The 19,446-nt window shown below is 61.8% G+C and carries 15 protein-coding genes and 1 pseudogene; 11 read left to right on the top strand and 5 right to left on the bottom strand.

Translation table 11 applies throughout. The features are described 5' to 3' along the window. Positions 1 to 222: 222 nt before the first annotated feature. Positions 223 to 576, bottom strand: coding sequence for a hydroxyisourate hydrolase (uraH, locus tag FRZ40_RS04435; protein ID WP_147233490.1), 354 nt, complete (start codon positions 574 to 576; stop codon positions 223 to 225). A 603-nt stretch (positions 577 to 1,179) separates the two neighbouring features. On the opposite strand from uraH, the gene FRZ40_RS04430 reads away from it, so the two are divergent. Further along, positions 1,180 to 2,589 carry an 8-oxoguanine deaminase gene (locus tag FRZ40_RS04430; RefSeq protein ID WP_028370403.1) on the top strand — a complete coding sequence of 470 codons (1,410 nt, stop codon included), beginning with the start codon at positions 1,180 to 1,182 and terminating at the stop codon, positions 2,587 to 2,589. 61 nt (positions 2,590 to 2,650) lie between these two features. On the opposite strand, the gene FRZ40_RS04425 is transcribed toward FRZ40_RS04430, so the two are convergent. Beyond that, the gene (locus FRZ40_RS04425) at positions 2,651 to 3,580 is read right to left on the bottom strand and encodes a LysR substrate-binding domain-containing protein (protein WP_028370402.1); all 930 of its coding nucleotides are present in this window, start codon (positions 3,578 to 3,580) and stop codon (positions 2,651 to 2,653) included. Between the two features lie 301 nt (positions 3,581 to 3,881). Here FRZ40_RS04425 and FRZ40_RS04420 point away from each other — a divergent pair, with 301 nt between their 5' ends. The 4 genes from FRZ40_RS04420 to FRZ40_RS04405 all read left to right on the top strand — a co-directional run bounded on the left by FRZ40_RS04420 (position 3,882) and on the right by FRZ40_RS04405 (position 8,804). Beyond that, positions 3,882 to 5,495, top strand: a complete 1,614-nt coding sequence (locus FRZ40_RS04420; protein WP_147233489.1) for an ABC transporter ATP-binding protein — start codon at positions 3,882 to 3,884, stop codon at positions 5,493 to 5,495. 78 nt (positions 5,496 to 5,573) lie between these two features. Then, the gene (locus FRZ40_RS04415) at positions 5,574 to 6,674 is read left to right on the top strand and encodes an ABC transporter permease (protein ID WP_028370400.1); all 1,101 of its coding nucleotides are present in this window, start codon (positions 5,574 to 5,576) and stop codon (positions 6,672 to 6,674) included. A 32-nt stretch (positions 6,675 to 6,706) separates the two neighbouring features. Then, on the top strand, positions 6,707 to 7,636 hold the full coding sequence (locus tag FRZ40_RS04410) for an ABC transporter permease (protein ID WP_028370399.1): 930 nt from the start codon (positions 6,707 to 6,709) through the stop codon (positions 7,634 to 7,636). A 73-nt stretch (positions 7,637 to 7,709) separates the two neighbouring features. Continuing rightward, positions 7,710 to 8,804: a BMP family ABC transporter substrate-binding protein gene (locus FRZ40_RS04405; RefSeq protein ID WP_147233488.1), complete on the top strand. Its 1,095-nt coding sequence runs from the start codon at positions 7,710 to 7,712 to the stop codon at positions 8,802 to 8,804. Between the two features lie 186 nt (positions 8,805 to 8,990). On the opposite strand, the gene FRZ40_RS04400 is transcribed toward FRZ40_RS04405, so the two are convergent. Next, positions 8,991 to 9,200: a dodecin gene (locus FRZ40_RS04400; RefSeq protein ID WP_028370397.1), complete on the bottom strand. Its 210-nt coding sequence runs from the start codon at positions 9,198 to 9,200 to the stop codon at positions 8,991 to 8,993. A gap of 129 nt (positions 9,201 to 9,329) precedes the next feature. Here FRZ40_RS04400 and FRZ40_RS04395 point away from each other — a divergent pair, with 129 nt between their 5' ends. The 5 genes and pseudogenes from FRZ40_RS04395 (at position 9,330) to FRZ40_RS04375 (ending at position 15,685) form a co-directional block, all read left to right on the top strand. Continuing rightward, the gene (locus FRZ40_RS04395; protein WP_147233487.1) at positions 9,330 to 10,277 is read left to right on the top strand and encodes an NAD(P)-dependent oxidoreductase; all 948 of its coding nucleotides are present in this window, start codon (positions 9,330 to 9,332) and stop codon (positions 10,275 to 10,277) included. A 96-nt stretch (positions 10,278 to 10,373) separates the two neighbouring features. Beyond that, entirely contained in the window at positions 10,374 to 11,966 is a 1,593-nt protein-coding gene (locus FRZ40_RS04390) for an ABC-F family ATPase (protein ID WP_147233486.1), read from the top strand. 168 nt (positions 11,967 to 12,134) lie between these two features. Further along, positions 12,135 to 13,571, top strand: a complete 1,437-nt coding sequence (locus FRZ40_RS04385) for an aldehyde dehydrogenase family protein (RefSeq protein ID WP_028370394.1) — start codon at positions 12,135 to 12,137, stop codon at positions 13,569 to 13,571. Positions 13,572 to 13,756: 185 nt separating this feature from the next. After that, positions 13,757 to 14,946, top strand: a pseudogene (locus FRZ40_RS04380) (NAD(P)H-dependent flavin oxidoreductase). Between the two features lie 94 nt (positions 14,947 to 15,040). Further along, positions 15,041 to 15,685, top strand: a complete 645-nt coding sequence (locus FRZ40_RS04375; protein ID WP_147233485.1) for an OmpW/AlkL family protein — start codon at positions 15,041 to 15,043, stop codon at positions 15,683 to 15,685. Positions 15,686 to 15,795: 110 nt separating this feature from the next. On the opposite strand, the gene FRZ40_RS04370 is transcribed toward FRZ40_RS04375, so the two are convergent. Further along, the gene (locus tag FRZ40_RS04370) at positions 15,796 to 15,999 is read right to left on the bottom strand and encodes a DUF1289 domain-containing protein (RefSeq protein WP_147233484.1); all 204 of its coding nucleotides are present in this window, start codon (positions 15,997 to 15,999) and stop codon (positions 15,796 to 15,798) included. A 440-nt stretch (positions 16,000 to 16,439) separates the two neighbouring features. Then, a complete protein-coding gene (locus FRZ40_RS04365; protein WP_147233483.1) occupies positions 16,440 to 17,738 on the bottom strand; it encodes an Nramp family divalent metal transporter in 1,299 nt (432 codons plus the stop codon). Between the two features lie 559 nt (positions 17,739 to 18,297). On the opposite strand from FRZ40_RS04365, the gene FRZ40_RS04360 reads away from it, so the two are divergent. Then, positions 18,298 to 19,398 (top strand): polyamine ABC transporter substrate-binding protein, encoded by a 1,101-nt coding sequence (locus FRZ40_RS04360; protein WP_028370389.1) that lies wholly within the window; start codon positions 18,298 to 18,300, stop codon positions 19,396 to 19,398. The last annotated feature ends 48 nt before the right edge of the window (positions 19,399 to 19,446 follow it).

The raw sequence follows: 19,446 nt of genomic DNA, 5'->3' as shown, positions 1-19,446 counted from the left end.
TCCACTCCTGATTCGTTGTTCGCGCTGCATCTCGAGTGTTGCGCGGTATGCGGGTTATTGCGCCGGTGCCTGTCCGTTATCGGATCAGTGCATGCAGCGGCAGTCGGGTGAAATCGGATGCCGATCGGCCGCGTTTGACTGGCTTGCGCTTCGCGTATGTCTCCATGTCATCTGCGAAATGCACGCACGCGCACGATCATGCATACGACACCGGTTCGCTTTTCAGCTGCCTCGGTAGGTGCTGTACGACCACGGCGACACTAGCAGCGGCACGTGATAGTGCGCACCTGCATCGGCAATGCCGAAGCGCAGCACGACTTGATCGACGAAGCGCGGTTCCGGCACTTTGGTGCCGATCGACGCGAAATAATCACCCGCATGGAACACGAGTTCATATTCGCCGACGGCGAGCGTGTCGCCTTCGAGCAGCGGCTCGTTGCAGCGGCCGTCGTGATTGGTGGTGGTAGTTTTTAGCGCGCGGCGCGAGTCGCCGGAAAGCGCAAAGAGTTCGATCTTGATATCTGCGCCGGGACGGCCGTTTGCCGTGTCGAGCACGTGGGTAGTGAGCTTGCCCATTCGCGATTGTCCTTGTGTAGATGCGAGGTTTCAGCGGCGGCCGGATCCATGACACGTTGCGGCGGATCGAGGCTCCACGTCAGTGGCTACATACCCGTCGGCGGATTGAAACGAGCGCCGTGACATCCATTGTAGAAACATTGTTCACCTCCGCGAGCCAGCGATAGGAAAGATAATCGCTGACGCATGACGCCGGCCGCGAGCGTTTGGACAGGCAATCCGCTGCATGCGTGACGGCGGAGCGGCACGGTTCCGATCGTACCGGCGTCAAAAATGCCGACTATATGCAGGGCGTGAACTCCGGTATCGCGTTCCCGCGAGTTGTCAGCGCAATTTTGTCGCCCGAAGGTTATGTCCATGCGCGGCGCAGCCGTGCATCCCGAAGACGGCGGAACACGCTGGGTAACCGGGCCAACTGCGTTCGAACGGACGCGGCGGCGCGGTGGCGTGCCGACGACATCGCGTTCGAACGACTTTTGCTTTTGCCCGGGAAGCCGCACGCTGCGGCGACGGCACAACGATGCAGCTTTGGACGGCACCACAGCAAGCAGCATCGTGCATCGGCCTTATTGGCGGCGGCACAGGGCAGCACTGGAGAAACGAATGACGATGCAAACCAATGCAACCGGCGCGACCCGATCAGACGGCCCGCGCGGCAGAACGATGCTGGTCCGGCATGCGGACGTGCTGGTCACGATGGACGACGAGCGGCGCGAGTTGCGCGACGGCGGCCTCTATATCGAAGACAACCGGATTGTTGCCGTTGGCCAGACGGACGCATTGCCGGATACCGCCGACGAGATCCTCGACATGACGGGACACCTCGTCATTCCGGGCCTCGTCAACACGCATCACCACATGTATCAGAGCCTGACGCGTGCCATTCCCGCTGCGCAGGACGCGGAGCTGTTCGGCTGGCTAACGAATCTGTACAAGGTATGGGCGAATCTCACGCCAGAAATGATCGAGGTGTCGACGCTGACGGCCATGGCGGAGCTGCTGTTGTCTGGCTGCACCACGTCGAGCGATCACCTGTACATCTATCCGAATGGCAGCCGGCTCGACGACAGCATCGCGGCCGCGCGCCGCATCGGCATGCGCTTTCATGCGAGCCGCGGGAGCATGAGTGTCGGTCAGAAAGACGGCGGTCTGCCGCCGGATTCCGTCGTCGAAGATGAAGCGCACATTCTGAAGGACACACAGCGCCTGATCGAGACGTATCACGACGACGGCCGCTACGCGATGCTGCGCGTCGTCGTTGCGCCGTGCTCGCCGTTTTCGGTGAGCCGCGATCTGATGCGTGAGTCGGCTGCACTGGCGCGCCATTACGGTGTGTCGCTGCATACGCATCTCGCGGAGAACGTGAACGATGTTGCATATAGCCGCGAAAAGTTCGGCATGACGCCGGCCGAGTATGCGGAGGATCTCGGCTGGATCGGCCGCGACGTCTGGCACGCGCACTGTGTGCAACTCGACGACGCCGGCATTCAGCTGTTCGCGCGCACAGGAACAGGCGTCGCGCATTGTCCGTGTTCCAACATGCGGCTTGCGTCGGGCATCGCGCCTATAAAGAAGATGCGGCTGGCGGGTGTGCCCGTCGGATTGGGTGTCGATGGATCGGCGTCGAACGACGGCGCGCAGATGGTTGCTGAGGTACGTCAGGCGCTGCTGTTGCAGCGGGTGGGCTTTGGGCCGGACGCGATGACCGCACGCGAGGCACTCGAGATCGCTACGCTCGGCGGTGCGAAAGTGCTGAACCGCGACGATATCGGGGCGCTGACGCCCGGCATGGCAGCGGACTTCGTGTCGTTCGATCTGCGCCAGCCGCTTTTCGCAGGCGCGCTGCATGATCCCGTCGCGGGGCTGGTGTTCTGCGCGCCGTCGCAGGTGTCGACGAGCGTGATCGGGGGGAAAGTGGTGGTGAAGGACGGCGTGCTGACCACCGTCGATCTTGGCACGGTGATCGAGCGGCACAACCGTCTCGCCAAGACGCTGTACCAAAGTGCAGCTTGATTGGTGCACTAAACGCATAGCGGCGGTTCGAAGCCGCCGCCTGCAGAAAAGTGCGCGTGCGTTATTTGTCGATCAAGGTCTTGGTTGCTTCGGCGACCAGACTGCGCAGCCAACGGACTTCATCGGAGTAATGCACGCGCTCGTGCCACAGCTGGTAGTACTGCATCGGCGGGAAGTCCAGCGGCGCGGGCACGACGGTCAGCGGCAGAAACTTCGCATAGTAGTCGGCGAACAGGCGCGTCGTCGTGAAGATGAGGTCGGACTTGATCAGGACGTACGGCGCGAGATTGAAATAGGGCAGCGTGACGACGACATGCCGCTTCAGGCGCTCGCGCGCGAGATGCACGTCGATTGCACCGCGCTGACCGACGGAATAAGGCGTTGGCGCGAGATGCGGCGCGTTCAGGTACTGGTCGAGCGTCAGCCCGCCGCGCTTGGCGAACGGATGCGTGTTGCTCATCAGGCACACGATCTGGTCGACGAACAGATTGGACAGGTGCAGTTGCTCGGGCGGTTCCGGCCAGTTGCCGACTACGATGTCGAGCTTGCCGTCCTCGAGCGCCAGTTCGTAATCGAATGCCGGGCCGAGCGAATGGAACTCGAGTGTCGCGTTCGGCGCGGCCTGACGAAAGCGCTCGACGACGGTCGGCACGAACAGTACGTTCAGGTAGTCTGGACAGCCGATCCGATAGCAGCGGATCGAAGTCGCAGGGTCGAAGTTGTGCTGCTGAAATTTAATGCGTTCGATTTCGCGCAGTGCATTTTGCACGGGTTCGAGCAGGCGCAATCCGTACTCGGTCGGCACCATGCCGGACTTGCCGCGTACCAGAAGCGGGTCGCCCGTGATGTCGCGCAGCCGCCGCAGTGCAGCACTGATCGCGGGTTGCGACTGGTTCAGTTTGACGGCGGCGCGCGTGACGCTGCGCTCCATCAGAAGGGTGTGCAAGACGCGCAGTAGGTAAGTGTCGATCGCCTCGCGTTGCTGACTCATGACTTCTCCGAAATATATGTTCTGGCTGATCGATCTGGCTTGGGGTATATGCGTTTTAATATAGAGATAAAAAACCGTCAAGGGAGGGATACCCGCAAACCTCGCAGCGGCGCGGCTTTGCGGGAATTTTGGCGGCTCGACTGGGAAGGGTGATTTCGGTATTGTCGATCGGCTGCGACCGCACGACATGCGCGTGCCGATCGGGATTTCGAGCGAAGCGCGCCCGGAAATCGACGGATATTCAAGCGGGAAGCACGCGGGGCGTAGCGTGCCGCCGGCCACACGCGTAACACGGAAGAACATGAGCGACACATCGACAGTCGGCCCGACGGGCCGCACCCCACACGCAAACGGCGCAAACCGTAGCGGCGGCGCCACACCGCGCCTCGCACTCACGGGTATCAGCAAGCAATATCCTGCAGTTCGCGCGAACGACGACGTCACGCTGATCGTCGCACCCGGTGAAATTCATGCAGTGCTCGGCGAAAACGGCGCGGGCAAGAGCACGCTGATGAAGATCATCTACGGCGCGGTGCGCCCGGATGCAGGCGAAATCCGCTGGGAGGGACAGCCCGTCGACATCGCGAATCCGGCGGCGGCGCGCAAGCTTGGCATCGGCATGGTGTTCCAGCATTTCTCGCTGTTCGAGACATTGACGGTCGGCGAGAACATCGCGCTCGCGCTCGACGAACCATTCGATCTGAAGGCGCTGGGCAAGCGCATTCGTGAGGTGTCGGCAGAGTATGGGCTCGACATCGATCCGCAACGCCATGTGCACAGCCTGACCGTGGGTGAGCGGCAGCGTGTCGAAATCGTGCGCTGCCTGTTGCAGAATCCGCGGCTGCTCATCATGGACGAGCCGACCTCGGTGCTCACGCCGCAAGCCGTGCGCAAGCTGTTCGCGACGCTGCGCCGCCTCGCGTCGGAGGGCTGCAGCATTCTGTACATCAGCCACAAGCTCGACGAAATCCAGGAACTCTGCGACACGGCCACGGTGATGCGCGGCGGCAAGGTGACGGGCCGGGTGCAGCCGCGCGACGAGACGCATGCATCGCTCGCGCAACTGATGGTCGGTCATTCGCTGCCGGATTACGAACGTCGAGTGCATACGCCAGGCGACGTGCTGCTCGACGTGAAAAATCTTTCATCTGCCAGCGACGATCCGTTCGGCACATCGCTCGACGATGTGTCGTTCAGCGTGCACGCAGGTGAAATATTCGGCATCGCGGGCGTGTCGGGCAACGGCCAGGCGGAACTGCTGGCGGCACTGTCGGGCGAGCACAAGGGCAATCGAGCGGATGCCGTCACGATCTGTGGCAAGACGGCGGGCAAGCTCAGTGCAGCGGCGCGCCGCAGGCTGGGTTTCGCGTTCGTGCCCGAAGAGCGCCTCGGACGCGGCGCGGTACCCGCGATGTCGCTGGCCGAAAATGCGCTGCTGACGGCGCACCGTCAGCAGATGGTCCGTTCGGGCTGGATCAACGCAGCCGCGATGCGGGCGTTCGCGAAGCGCTGCATCGAATCGTTCGACGTGCGTTGCGGCGGCGAAAACGCGCTCGCGCAAAGTCTGTCGGGCGGCAATCTGCAGAAGTTCATCGTCGGGCGCGAAATCCTCCAGGCGCCGAAGGTGCTGGTCGTCGCACAGCCGACGTGGGGCGTCGACGTCGGCGCGGCCGCTTTCATCCGGCAGCAGCTGCTCGATCTGTCGGCGCGCGGCGTTGCGATCCTGGTGATCTCCGAAGAACTCGAAGAACTCTTCGATATCTGCGACCGCATCGCTGTGATCGCGCGCGGACGCATGTCGCCGGCGCGCAAGACGGGCGACACGAATGCGGAGGAAATCGGCCGCTGGATGGCAGGGCTGTTCGGCGAGCGCGAGGGCGCGCCGCCGTCGTCGGAGCAGCCGGCTCATGCATAAACTGCAGCATGAACTGCGCATGCATGAACTGACACGCACCCAAGTGCAACTGCAGAGATCACCAAGAAAAAACGCACAATGATTCTTCCGTATCGACTCGAAGCCCGCACAACGCCATCGCGAAGCATGCAGTTCGCCGTGCCGCTGATCGCCGCGGTCCTCACGCTGGCCATCGGCTTTCTGATTTTCAGTCTCGTCGGGCGCGACCCGGCGCAGGCGATGTTCGCGTTCTTCATCGAGCCACTTTCGAGCGTCAACGGCTGGGCGGAACTGCTGCTCAAGGCGTCGCCGCTGTGCCTGATTGGACTCGGCCTTGCCATCGGCTACCGCGCGAATGTCTGGAACATCGGCGCAGAAGGCCAGATGCTGCTGGGCGGCATCGCGGCGAGCGGCGTGGCGATCTACTTCGATCAGGCAACGGGCTGGTGGATTCTGCCGACGATGATGATCGCGGGCGTGCTCGGCGGCATGGCGTGGGCCGCGATTCCCGCGCTGCTCAAGAGCCGTTTTAATACCAACGAGATTCTCACGAGCCTGATGCTCACTTACGTCGCTACGCAACTACTGATCTATCTGGTCAGCGGCCCTTGGCGCGATCCACAAGGCATGAACTTCCCGCTCTCTGAGATGTTCTCAGGCGACGCGCTGTACCCGACGTTCTACGGCGACTGGCATTGGAAACTTCTGAAGGGCACGCGGCTGAACGCATCGATTCTCATGACAATAGTCGCGATTCCGCTCGTGTGGCTCTTTATGCGCAAAAGCTTTGCGGGCTTCCGGATGAACGTCGGCGGGCTCGCGCCGCTTGCCGCGCGCTATGCGGGTTTCTCCGACAAGAAAACCATCTGGACGTCGCTGCTAATAAGCGGCGGTCTCGCCGGTCTCGCCGGCATGGGCGAGATCGCCGGCCCGATCGGTCAGTTGCAGGCGACATGGTCGCCGGGCTATGGGTTCACGGCCATCATCGTCGTGTTCGTCGGACGGCTGCACCCCGTCGGTATCGTGCTCGCGAGTCTGCTGATGGCGCTGCTTTACCTCGGCGGCGAAGCTGTCCAGACGTCGATGCAGTTGCCGCAGGCGTTGTCGGGCGTGTTCCAGGGACTGCTGCTGTTCTGTCTGCTGGGCGCAGATCTGTTCGTCAACTATCGCGTACGCCGTCGCGGCATCGCGGCTTCTTAAAGCCGTCTGAACGCGGATTAAATCAGGTCAATATGGATATCCAACAAGCCAGTGCGCTCATGTCGAGCGCGATCGTCGCTGCGATTCCACTGATGTTCGCCGGCGTCGGCGAACTCGTCACCGAGAAGTCGGGCGTACTCAACCTCGGCGTCGAAGGCATGATGCTGATGGGTGCCGTGACGGGCTACGCGGTCACGTCGATCACGGGCAACCCATGGGTCGGCGTGCTCGCGGCGATCGGCGCGGGCATCGCGATGTCGCTGCTGTTTGCGTTCCTCGTGTTGTCGATGCTCGCCAACCAGGTGGCGACGGGACTTTCGCTGACGATCTTCGGCATTGGCCTGTCCGCGTATGTCGGCAAGCCGTACACGTCGGCGGCCGTGCGCGAGACGATCGGCACGTGGGTCATTCCCGGCCTGTCGAAGATTCCCGTGCTCGGCCCGGCGCTCTTCAGCCTCACGCCGCTCGACTATCTTGCGTTCATTATGTTCGGTGTCGTCGGCTGGTTCCTGTATCGCACGCGTGCCGGACTCGTGCTGCGCTCGGTCGGCGAATCGCCGCAAGTCGCGCATTCGGTTGGTTTTCCCGTGGTCGGCGTGCGTTACGGCGCGACGCTTTTCGGCGGCGCGATGGCGGGACTCGCGGGCGGCTACTACTCGATCGTCAATCTGCACCTGTGGCAGGAGCAATTGACTTCAGGTCGCGGGTGGATCGCGCTTGCACTCGTCGTGTTTGCGACGTGGCGTCCGGGGCGTCTGCTCGTCGGTGCACTATTGTTCGGTGCAGTGACAGGCCTGCAGTTTTATGCACAGGCGATTGGCGTTCCCGTACCGACGCAGTTCCTCGCCATGCTGCCGTATGTTGCAACAGTCGTCGTGCTCGTGCTGATTTCGCGCAATCCGAATACGATTCGCCTGAATGCACCCGCGTCGCTGGGCAAGCCGTTCTTCGCGGCAGGGTAAGCGTTGCTGAGCGCTGCCTGAGCGCATGCCCGTTCATCAAACAAAACATCCGATCCAACGACAGGAGAAAAACATGAAGAAAAGAACCATGCTGAACGCGCTGGCGCTTGCCGCGGCGTCGCTCGCCGCGGGCGGCGCGCTGACTTCGACGGCGCGCGCCGCCGAGGTGCCTGGCGTCGCGTTCGTCTATCTCGGCAATCCGGGCGATGCAGGCTGGACCTACGCGCACGATCAGGGCTCGAAGGAAGTCGAAGCGAAGTTCGGCAACAAGATCAAGATCACGCGCGTCGAGAATGTGCCCGAATCCGCCGACTCAGAGCGCGTGTTCCGCGATCTGGCGAACAAGGGCAATAAGATCATCTTCGGTTCGAGCTTCGGGTTTCAGGATTTCGAACTGAAAGTGGCAAAGGATTTCCCCGACACGACTTTCCTGCATGCGACGGGTTACAAGAAAGCAGCAAACTTCGGCACATACGACGTGCGCATGTATCAGGGTGCCTACCTTGCGGGCGTCGCCGCGGGCTACGTGACGAAGACGAATACACTCGGCTTCGTTGCGTCAGTACCGATTCCTGAAGTGGTGCGCAACATCAATGCATACACGCTCGGCGCGCGCTCGGTGAATCCGAAGGTGCACACCAAGGTCATCTGGATCAACAGCTGGTTTGACCCGGGCAAGGAGAAACAGGCGGCCGAGACGCTGATCGGTCAGGGTGCCGACGTGCTGCTGCAGAACACCGATTCCAGCGCGACGCTCGCCACGGCTTCCGAGAAGCATGTGCATGCATTCGGCTGGGATTCGGATATGAAGAAGTTCGGTCCCGACGCGCATCTTGGTTCAGTCGTCGCGCATTGGGGCGTGTACTACACGGCGGTCATCCAGCAGGTGCTGGACGGCAAGTGGAAAAATGACCCCGTGTGGTGGGGCATTCCGCAAAAGGCCGTCAATCTCGAAGACTTGAACACGACGGCGATCCCCGCCAATGCAATGAAGGATGTCGATGCGAAGCGCACGCAACTGGCCAGCGGCAAGTGGGACGTGTTCACGGGTCCGATCAAGGACCAGACGGGTGCCGTGAAGGTGCCTGCCGGCAAGACGCTCGCCGATCCTGAACTGCAGCGCCTGAACTGGTACGTCGAGGGCGTGGATGGCTCGCTGCCGAAGTAAAGCGCAGGATTGACGGCTGCATTGAATCGCGCTCAGACGAAGGTCCGTTCGGCGCAGCGGTTGCGATGCAGATCGTCGACCTGAGCTTCCTGCGCGCACGCTAAAAGCTGCATCCGGCATCATGCCGGATGCAGCTTTTTTCATGGGCTCTCGGCCTTGCTATGCGGGCTGCGTGCGCTCGCTGTCTCAATCCTCGATGCGCAAGCCAACCTTCAGCGTGACCTGCCAGTGGACGACATTGTTGTCTTCGATATGGCCGCGCGTCTCCACGACCTCGAACCAGTGCATGTTGCGCAGCGTTTTCCCGGCTTTTTCGATCGCGCAGCGGATTGCGTCGTCGCTGGATTTCGTCGACGAACCCGTCAACTCGATGTGCTTGTACACGTGGTCGCTCATGATGCACCTCCTGTTGGTCGAAAAAAGTATAGGCAATGTGTTTCGCGTGAACGAAGCAGAATGCACGTCGCGTGCCCGACATGTTGCAATGCGATGCGGCCGGTATCATGAACGGTTTGAAGGGCGCCAATGCGCGGCCGGTGGAATCCGATGCGTGCTGCGCATCGAATGAAGGAGAAAAAAGTGGAGATTGGTTTTTGCGGCCCTGGCCTGATGGGCGCGCCGATGATTCGCCATCTGCTGCGTGCAGGTCATGCAGTGCAGGTCTGGAATCGCACGCGTGCGAAGGCGGAGGCGCTCGTGCCGGACGGAGCAACGGTCGCGTCGACGCCTGCCGAACTGGTCAGCCGTGCTCAAGCGGTTTTCCTGTGCGTACTGGATGCAGCGGCCGTAGAGGAAGTGGTGTTCGGCGCAAACGGAATCGTGCCCGCCGCGATGCAGCAGAAAGGCGACAACCGGGTGCGCTGGATCGTCGATCACGGCAGCATTCCGCCGTCCGCGACGCGCGCTTTTGCCAGGCGGGCCGCGGAAGCGGATATCGGCTGGATTGACGCACCCGTATCGGGTGGGGTGGCTGGCGCGATTGCAGGAACGCTTGCCGTGATGGCGGGCGGCGAGGCAGCCGACGTCGCCGCCGTAACCCCCGCAATCGAAGCCTACGCGGCGCGCGTCACGCACATGGGTGCGGCGGGCGCCGGACAGACCACCAAGCTGTGCAATCAGGCGATCGTGACGTCGACGGTGGCGGCCATCGCCGAGGCGGTCAGTCTTGCACAGCGCAGCGGAATCGATGCCGCCCGGCTGACGCAGGCGCTCGCGGGCGGTTGGGCCGACTCGGTGCTGCTGCAGACCTTCGTGCCGCGCATGACGCAGTCCGGTCAGCCGCCCATCGGTGCATTGAGCACGTTTCAGAAGGACGTCGACACGATTGCGGCGGCCGCTTACGAAACAGGCACTCCAATGCCGGTTTCGGGCGCAGTGCAGCAACTGTTGCGTCTGGGTGCAGCGATGGGGCTTGCGGATGCAGATCTGTCCGGATTCATCGATGTGTTGCAGACGCCGCGTAAAAATGGGTAGAGGGCTATCGCAGTCGCCTGGAGCGCGGCGCGCGTGACGCGATAACCTGCTAAAATAATTGGTTTTTCGCCGATCTATCATTCAAAGGGACGCGCCGTGCTGTCTACTGCCAACATCACCATGCAATTCGGGCCGAAGCCCCTGTTCGAGAACATCTCGGTCAAATTCGGCGAAGGCAACCGCTACGGCCTGATCGGTGCGAACGGTTGCGGCAAGTCGACGTTCATGAAAATTCTGGGCGGCGACCTTGAGCAGAGCTCGGGCAACGTGATGCTCGAGCCGAACGTCCGTCTCGGCAAGCTGCGTCAGGACCAGTTCGCGTATGAAGACGTGCGCGTGCTCGACGTCGTGATGATGGGCCACACGGAAATGTGGGCCGCCATGACCGAGCGGGACGCGATCTACGCGAATCCTGAAGCGACCGACGACGACTACATGCACGCAGCCGAACTGGAAGCAAAGTTCGCCGAATACGACGGCTACACGGCGGAAGCGCGCGCGGGTGAACTGCTGCTTGGCATCGGTATCTCGATAGACCTGCACAATGGTCCGATGAGCAACGTCGCGCCCGGCTGGAAGCTGCGCGTGCTGCTCGCACAGGCGCTGTTTTCGAAGCCGGACGTGCTGCTGCTCGACGAACCGACCAACAACCTGGACATCAACTCGATCCGCTGGCTCGAAGACGTGCTGAACGAGTACGACTCGACGATGATCATCATTTCGCACGATCGCCACTTCCTGAACCAGGTCTGCACGCACATGGCGGACATGGACTACGGCACGTTGAAGGTCTACCCGGGCAACTACGATGACTACATGCTCGCGAGCACGCAGGCGCGAGAGCGTCAGCAGGCCGCGAACGCGAAGGCGAAGGAACGTGTCGCCGACCTGCAGGATTTCGTGCGCCGCTTCTCGGCGAACAAGTCGAAAGCACGTCAGGCCACCAGCCGTCTGAAGATGATCGACAAGATCAAGATCGAGGAATTCAAGCCGTCGTCGCGTCAGAACCCGTTCATCCGCTTCGAGTACGAGAAGAAGTTGCACAATATTGCAGTGGTCGCGGACAGCATCACGAAGAAATACGACCGCACGATCTTCAACAACTTCAACCTCAGTGTGCAGCCGGGCGAGCGCATCGCGATCATCGGCGAAAACGGCGCGGGCAAGACGACGCTGCTGCGGTCGCTGCTCGGCAATCTGGCGCTCGAGCACGGCACGATCAAATGGGCCGAGAACGCGAACGTCGGCTACATGCCGCAGGACACGTACGAGGAGTTTCCGAACGACGTCACGCTGATGGACTGGATCGACCAGTACCGCCAGGAAGGCGACGACGAGCAGATGGTGCGTGGCACGCTTGGCCGCCTGCTCTTTAATGCAGACGACATCAAGAAGTCGGTGAAGGTGCTGTCGGGCGGGGAGAAGGGCCGCATGATCTGGGGCAAGCTGATGCTCGGCCGCCACAACGTGCTGCTGATGGATGAGCCGACGAACCACATGGACATGGAGTCCATCGAATCGTTGCAGATCGCGCTGGACAAATACGATGGCACGCTGATTTTCGTCTCGCACGACCGCGAATTCGTCAGCGGCCTCGCGCATCGCATTATCGAAGTGAAGACGGATGGCACGCTGAACGACTTTGGCGGCAATTACGAAGACTTCCTGTCGAGCCAAGGCTTACAGTAAGCACTGCCGCTGCGACTTGCTCAAAACCCGCTTCAGACGAAGCGGGTTTTTTATTTGGTGTTGCTGATTCGTTCGCGAGCACATACCGACGTCCTCGGCATGTGTCCGATCGCGTCTGTGGTCCGCGAGTAAAATGAGCGGACTATCCAGGAGACAGGACGCACCACAATGAAGACCTTCGAGCACTTCTATATCGACGGCAAATGGATCAAACCCTGTGGCACGGGCACGATCGACGTGATCGATTCGGGCACGGAAGAAGTCATGGGCCGCATCCCCGAGGGGATCGAAGCCGACGCCGAAGCCGCGATTGCTGCCGCACGTGCGGCCTTCGACAGCTGGGCTGCGACGCCCGCCAAAGAGCGCAGCGCGTACCTGCAAAAGATTGCAGATAACCTCAAGGCGCGCACGGATGAACTGGCAGGCTACATCTGTGGTGAAGTCGGCATGCCGATCAAGCTGGCGCGCGCGATCCAGGTCGGCGGTCCCGTGTATAACTGGAATACCTACGCAAAGCTCGCAGGTGAATTCCAGTTCGAGGAACGGGTCGGAAATTCGCTTGTCGTCCGTGAACCCGTCGGCGTGGTCGCCGCGATCACGCCCTGGAACTATCCGCTGAATCAGATCACGCTTAAGGTGGCACCCGCGCTTGCGGCTGGCTGCACGATCGTGCTCAAGCCATCGGAAGTGGCGCCGCTCAATGCCTTCGTGCTCGCGGAAGCAATTCATGAAGCAGGATTGCCCGCAGGTGTGTTCAACCTCGTCAGCGGATATGGTCCGGTGGTCGGGGAAGTGCTCGCCAGTCATCCCTCTGTCGACATGGTGTCGTTCACGGGTTCGACCCGTGCGGGCAAGCGCGTGTCGGAACTTGCCGCGGCGACGGTCAAGCGGGTTGCACTGGAACTGGGCGGCAAGTCGGCATCCGTGATTCTCGACGACGCCGATTTTGCGGCTGCAATCAAGGGCACCGTCAGCGCCTGCTTCCTGAACTCGGGACAAACGTGCTCGGCCCACACGCGCATGATCGTGCCTGAATCGCGCTACGACGAAGCGCGCGAACTTGCGAAAAAAGCGGCTGAGGCATTCGTCGCGGGCGATCCGCGGGTCGAGACCACGCGTCTCGGTCCGCTCGCTTCGGCCGCGCAGCAGTCTCGCGTTCAGCAATATATTTCGCGTGGCATCGAAGAAGGCGCTGAACTCATCACGGGCGGCGCCGGTATGCCGGATGGCGTCTCGAAGGGTTTCTTCGTGAAACCGACGGTGTTCGGCCGTGTGCATCCGAAGGCGACGATCGCACAGGAGGAAATCTTCGGGCCGGTGCTGACCATTCTCACATACAAGGACGAAGAGGAAGCAGTGCGCATCGCCAACGACTCGGTGTACGGACTAGGCGGTGCAGTGTGGGCCGGCAGCGACGAGCGCGCGATGAGCGTCGCGCGGCGCATTCGCACGGGGCAAGTCGATATCAATGGCGGTGCATGGAATATGGTTGCGCCGTTCGGCGGCTTCAAACAGTCAGGACATGGCCGCGAGAATGGTACATATGGGCTCGAAGAGTATCTCGAGTACAAGTCGATGCAATTGAAAGTAAGCAAGCCTGCATAAATCTGCATAGCGCGTCGCAAGGCGTTTTACGTTGACACGGCGCGCACGACGGATGATGAAGCGCAACGAAAGCGCGTGCCGATAACAGGCACACGCTTTTTGTTTGACTTCACGCAAGATACTGCATCCTGCAGTTGCGACCATCGAGGCTTTTCGTCGAATCCCGTCGACGGCAGAGGCCTCTCATGTTTCCTACACATTCGTTCGCTCCTCTTGTGATTCGTGGGCGTTCGCTGTTGCCCATCGTGCAGGGCGGTATGGGCGTCGGCGTGTCCGCGCACCGGCTTGCGGGCAGCGTGGCGCGCGAAGGCGCGCTCGGCACGATCGCCAGTATCGATCTGCGCCACCATCACGCCGATCTGCTCGAGCGCTGCCGCGCGGTGCCCGACCGCGCGACGCTTGAAGACGCAAACCGCACTGCGCTTGTGCGGGAAATCCGGGCAGCGCGAATCCTCAGCGAAGGGCGCGGCATGATCGCCGTCAACGTGATGAAGGCCGTCAACGCGCATGCGGACTACGTGCGAATCGCGTGCGAGGAAGGCGCGGACGCGATCGTCATGGGGGCAGGCCTCCCGCTCGACTTGCCCGATCTCACGCAAGCACACGATATCGCGTTGATTCCGATTCTCTCCGACAGCCGCGGTGTCGGCGTGGTGCTGAAGAAGTGGATGAAGAAGGGTCGTTTGCCCGATGCGATCGTGATTGAGCATCCGGCGCATGCCGGGGACATCTCGGCGTGACGAACCTCGACGACATGCACGACACGCGTTTCGAGTTCACACGCGTCCTGCACGAAATTGACGAGCTATTTGCTTCGTTGCAAATCAGCCGAACTCAAATGCCGGTGATCGTTGCAGGCGGCATCAACAGTCATGAGGCAGTTCGCGCCTGTATCGACGCCGGTGCAAACGGCGTGCAGATCGGTACGCCGTTCGCGGTCACGGAAGAAGGCGATGCGCATCCTCGCTTCAAGCGCGTGCTGGCGGATGCGACGCCGGACGACATCGTGGAGTTCGTCAGCGTGACGGGCTTGCCGGCGCGTGCGGTGAAGACGCCCTGGCTCGAGCGCTACCTGCGTAATGAAGCGCGCATTCGCACGAAGATCGGTGCACTCAAGTTGGCCTGTCCGACTGCACTCGAATGCCTGAGTGCATGCGGCTTGCGCGACGGCATCGAAAAGTTCGGTCACTTCTGCATCGACACGCGGCTTGCAGCTGCACTGCGCGGCGACGTGAACAACGGGTTGTTCTTCCGGGGGCGTGAAGCATTGCCGTTCGGCAATGCAATCCGTAGCGTGCGCGACCTGCTCGAGCTGCTGCTGACGGGTGCGGCGCGACCGGCTGTCGCAGGGCGACTCGCGTTTTCCCTGGATTGACGGGAGTCAAGGAGCACGGAGCAGAGAGCTTCGACAATGCTCTCGCGCGATGCTTCGCACGTCGCGCAACCACACAAAAAAATCAGGGTAGCTTATGAACACAATAATCCGATCGATCGCGGCTGCACTGTGCACGGCAGGGCTCGCGCTGATCTCCACGCACGCATTCGCCGCCGACAGCGACGCGACCTCAGGCATCCATGCCGGCGACGTGCTCGTGCGTCTGCGCGCCATTTCCATCGTCCCGCAGGTACGCACCAGCGACACGCTGTCCGCGCTGAACGTCGACGTCAACAATGCGACTGTGCCTGAACTCGACTTCACCTACATGATCCGCGACAACGTCGGGGTGGAACTGATTCTCGGCACGTCGCGGCACCAGCTGACATCGAGCCTTGGCGGACTCGGTGGCGTCAACGTGCTGCCGCCTACGCTGCTGCTGCAATACCACTTCAATCATCAGGGGCAGGTTCGGCCCTACGTCGGTGCCGGCGTGAACTACACGTACTTCTACAACGACGGACTGCATGCAGACGACCAGCAGATCTCGGTCAAGCGCAGCAGTTTCGGCCCGGCACTGCAGATGGGCGTCGACGTGCAAGTGACAAAATCGGTGTTCGCCAATGTCGATGTGAAGAAAGTCTGGATGAAAACGGATGCATCGCTCAATGGCGCCTCGCTTGGCACACTGCATATCGACCCGTTGATCGTAGGCGTCGGTGTCGGGATGAAGTTCTGAGCATCCATCGCCTGAACGATCGTGCAACAAAAAACGCCGGCCTCGTCACGAGCCGGCGTTTTTGCTGATTGGGTCGGTGCATGCGCGGAGTTCCATCCGCGCAGATGACTTCACAGCTTGTCGTATTTGAACCGCATCGCCGAGCCTTCGCGTTCGATGCGCGTCCAGACCGCGCGTTTTTCCTCATCGGTGAGAAACACCCAGTTCGACACTTCCGCCGCCGTACGGCCACAGCCTTTGCAGACTTCGTCGAAGAGCGTCGAACAGACGCCGATGCAGGGGCTGTCGGGGAGGTCGTGCAGATTCGATGACATCGAGATACCTTGGGCGGGAAATGCGTGCGGTCCGCTATGGTAAACCAAAAGGGAAATCGGCTTCCGGCACCTGTTTTTCATTTGACTTGCCTGTATTGCACTTCTCCGCGCAATGGTGCGGTAGCCGATCTGCATCAGGCAGGCGAGCTGTACGCACTCAGTGCATTGCACTATCGCGCATGCCGTGCAACGGCGGCGGATCGACCTGCAGCATCCTTCCCGTGCATTACATTGCATTGCACTTCGCTGCGCACACTCTCAATGCATTTCGTTGCGACGACGTGTGCAGTAACACGCGAATCAAAGCCTGTAGGAGTGCAACCGCCGAGACATGGCAGCGAAAGTCGGACCGCCAAAAGCCGACTTGCAAAGCGCAATCGCGGACGCGTTGATTAACCCGTCACAGTCGAATGCATGCGCATGCAGGACCGTTCAACCATTCAACCCGTCGCCGTTTCCCAGATCAGCACGCCATTCAGCGCAATGATGCCCGCCGCGCACGCCCACGCGAGCACGAGCGGCACGCCGCGCACGCGCCAGCCATGCATCAGCCGCGCGTCCGATGCGAAGCGGATCAGCGGGACGACGGCGAGCGGCAGCTGGAGGCTCAGCACGACCTGGCTTGCGACCAGCAACTGCGCGGAGCCGTTCGGGCCGAACAGCCCGACGGCCACGAGCGCAGGCCCGATCGCGAGCGAGCGCGTGAGCAGCGCGCGCTGCCAGCGCGGCAGCCGGATCTGCAGAAAGCCTTCCATCACTGCCTGACCCGCGAGCGTGCCCGTGACGGTCGCGCTCAGTCCGCATGCGAGCAGCGCGGCCGCAAACAGGATAGCCGCCCAGTGCGAGCCGACGATGGGGGCGATCAGCCTGTGTGCGTCGGCGAGATCCGTCACGTTGCGATGGCCGCTCGCGTGGAACACAGCCGCCGACACGATCAGCAAGGCTGCATTGATGACGAAAGCCAATGAAAGCGTGCTGAAGGTGCCGAAGTTGACGCCGCGCAGTGCATCGCCGATGTCGGTATCGTCGGTCGAGCGTGCATGCGTTTTGACGAGCGCGGAATGCAGATAGAGGTTATGCGGCATCACCGTCGCGCCCAGAATGCCTGCCGACAGCCAGACCATCCCCGCGTTGCGCAGAAGGTCGGCGCTGGGCGCCGCGCCCGTCAGCGCCGCACGCCAGTCCGGCCGCGCCAGCACGAGTTCGATCACGAAGCACAAGCCGACGAACAGGATGAGCGCGACGACGGCCGTCTCCAGTGTGCGGCGGCCATGCCGCTGCAACGCGAGCATCGCGAACGTGCCGATGGCCGACATCAGCACGCCCGCCGTCAGCGACACCCCGAGCAGCAATTGCAGCGCGACTGCGCTGCCGACCACCTCGGCGACATCGCAGGCGATGATCGCGATCTCACTGGCTACCCACAGAAACAGCGTCGTGCGCCGGCTCGTGCGTTCGCGGCAATGTTGCGCGAGGTCGCGTCCCGTCACGACGCCCAGGCGCGACGACACCCATTGCAGCAGCATCGCCATCAGGCTCGACGCGATCACGACGCTCAGCAGCGTATAGCCGTAGCTCGCGCCGCCTGCAAGCGCCGTCGCCCAGTTGCCGGGATCCATGTAGCCGACGGCAACGAGCGCGCCCGCGCCGACGAAAGACAGCCAGTTCTGCGGGCGCGACGTCCCCGCGCCGCGGCGGCGTCGGCGGGACGCATTCAGTGTGAACGGGTTCGTGTTCATCGCTTTCCGGCGGCGGAAGACACTGTCCACGAGGGGCAAGCCTTATGCCATGCATTCCAGTACATCGCGTGGCACCACAATCTGGGTTTATTTGACAGTCTATAGTGATGGTGGAGGACGCGTTTGAGGCCGGGTGCAGTTCGCTCCAGTGGGCCTGCACTGCACATGACGCCCGGATGCAGGAAAGGAGGTTTTATTCGGGTGGACAGGACGCGATAACCCGATAAAATTGCGGCCAAATTTTGCAGTGGCGTGACGGCCTCCCCGGCGCAGTACAGGTCGGCGGGAGGTACTGCCGCCGAATCGGAGCGACGGGGCGGACGACGCCCGGCCCGTTACCCCGACGGCATAACCGGACGGGACAAGCAGGCAGAAGAACCGGCCCGCAGAAGGCCGCGCGCTGTACCCTTTGCGCGACATCTGGCGGTTTTTTTTGAATCGGGCATCGATTGATGGTAGTTTTCGGGTTTTTCAAGGGTAGCCGCCGCGGATACGCAGCGGCTTGAAGCGGGGTCAGCGACCGGTTTCGCGCCGGTCAGAACGGAGAACGGAGAACGGAATGAAGAAACGGGTGGTGGGCCAACTGGCTGCGCTGGTGCTGTGCGCGACGCCTTTCATGTCGGCGGCGGCAAAAGATACACAACTGAATGTGTACAACTGGTCGGACTACATCGCCAAGGACACGATTCCGAACTTCACGAAGCAGACGGGCGTCCAGGTCAAGTACGACAACTACGATAGCGACGACACGCTGCAGGCCAAGCTGCTGACGGGCAACTCGGGCTACGACATCGTCGTGCCGACCAGCAACTACGCGGGCAAGCAGATCGCAGCGGGCATCTTCGCGCCGCTCGACAAGTCGAAGATCCCGAACCTCAAGTACCTCGATCCGGCGCTGATGGCGCTCGTCGCGGGCGCCGACCCGGGCAACAGGTTCACGGTGCCCTGGGCCTACGGCACGACGGGCCTCGGCTACAACGTGACCAAGGCGCAGCAGATTCTCGGCAAGGGCGTGGCCCTCGACAACTGGGACATCCTGTTCAAGCCGGAAAACATCTCGAAGCTCAAGGCGTGCGGCGTGTCCGTGCTCGACGCGCCGGACCAGATGTTCGCGGCCGCGCTGCACTACATCGGCAAGGATCCGATGAGCACGAATCCCGCCGACTATCGCGAAGCCCTCGCGATGATGAAGAAGATCCGCCCGTACATCACGCAGTTCAACTCGTCGGGCTATATCAACGACATGGTCGGCGGCGACGTCTGCTTCGCGTACGGCTGGTCGGGCGACGTCGTGATCGCGAAGCATCGCGCGGCGGAAGCGAAGAAGCCGTTCAAGATCGACTATTACATTCCGAAGGGCGGCGCGCCCGTGTGGTTCGACGTGATGGCGATCCCGAAGGACGCGAAGAATAAGGAAGCGGCCGCGGAGTGGATCAACTACATCGAGACGCCGCAAGTCCACGCAGCCATCACCAACGCCGTGTACTACCCGAGTGCGAACACGGAGGCGCGCAAGTACGTGGACAAGGACGTCGCGAACGATCCCGCCGTCTATCCGCCGGCGGACGTCGTCAAGACGCTGTTCCTGCTCAAGCCGCTGCCGCCTGAAATCCAGCGTCTGCAGACGCGGCTCTGGACCGAGTTCAAGTCCGGCCGCTGAGCCAGACGGTAGTGCAGGAGCGCATCATCATGAAGCCCTCGGTATCCA

The sequence above is a fragment of the Paraburkholderia azotifigens genome (assembly GCF_007995085.1).
Lineage (GTDB): Bacteria > Pseudomonadota > Gammaproteobacteria > Burkholderiales > Burkholderiaceae > Paraburkholderia > Paraburkholderia azotifigens.
Note: the sequence above shows the minus strand (reverse complement) of the source record. Positions and strands in the feature narration are given on the sequence as shown.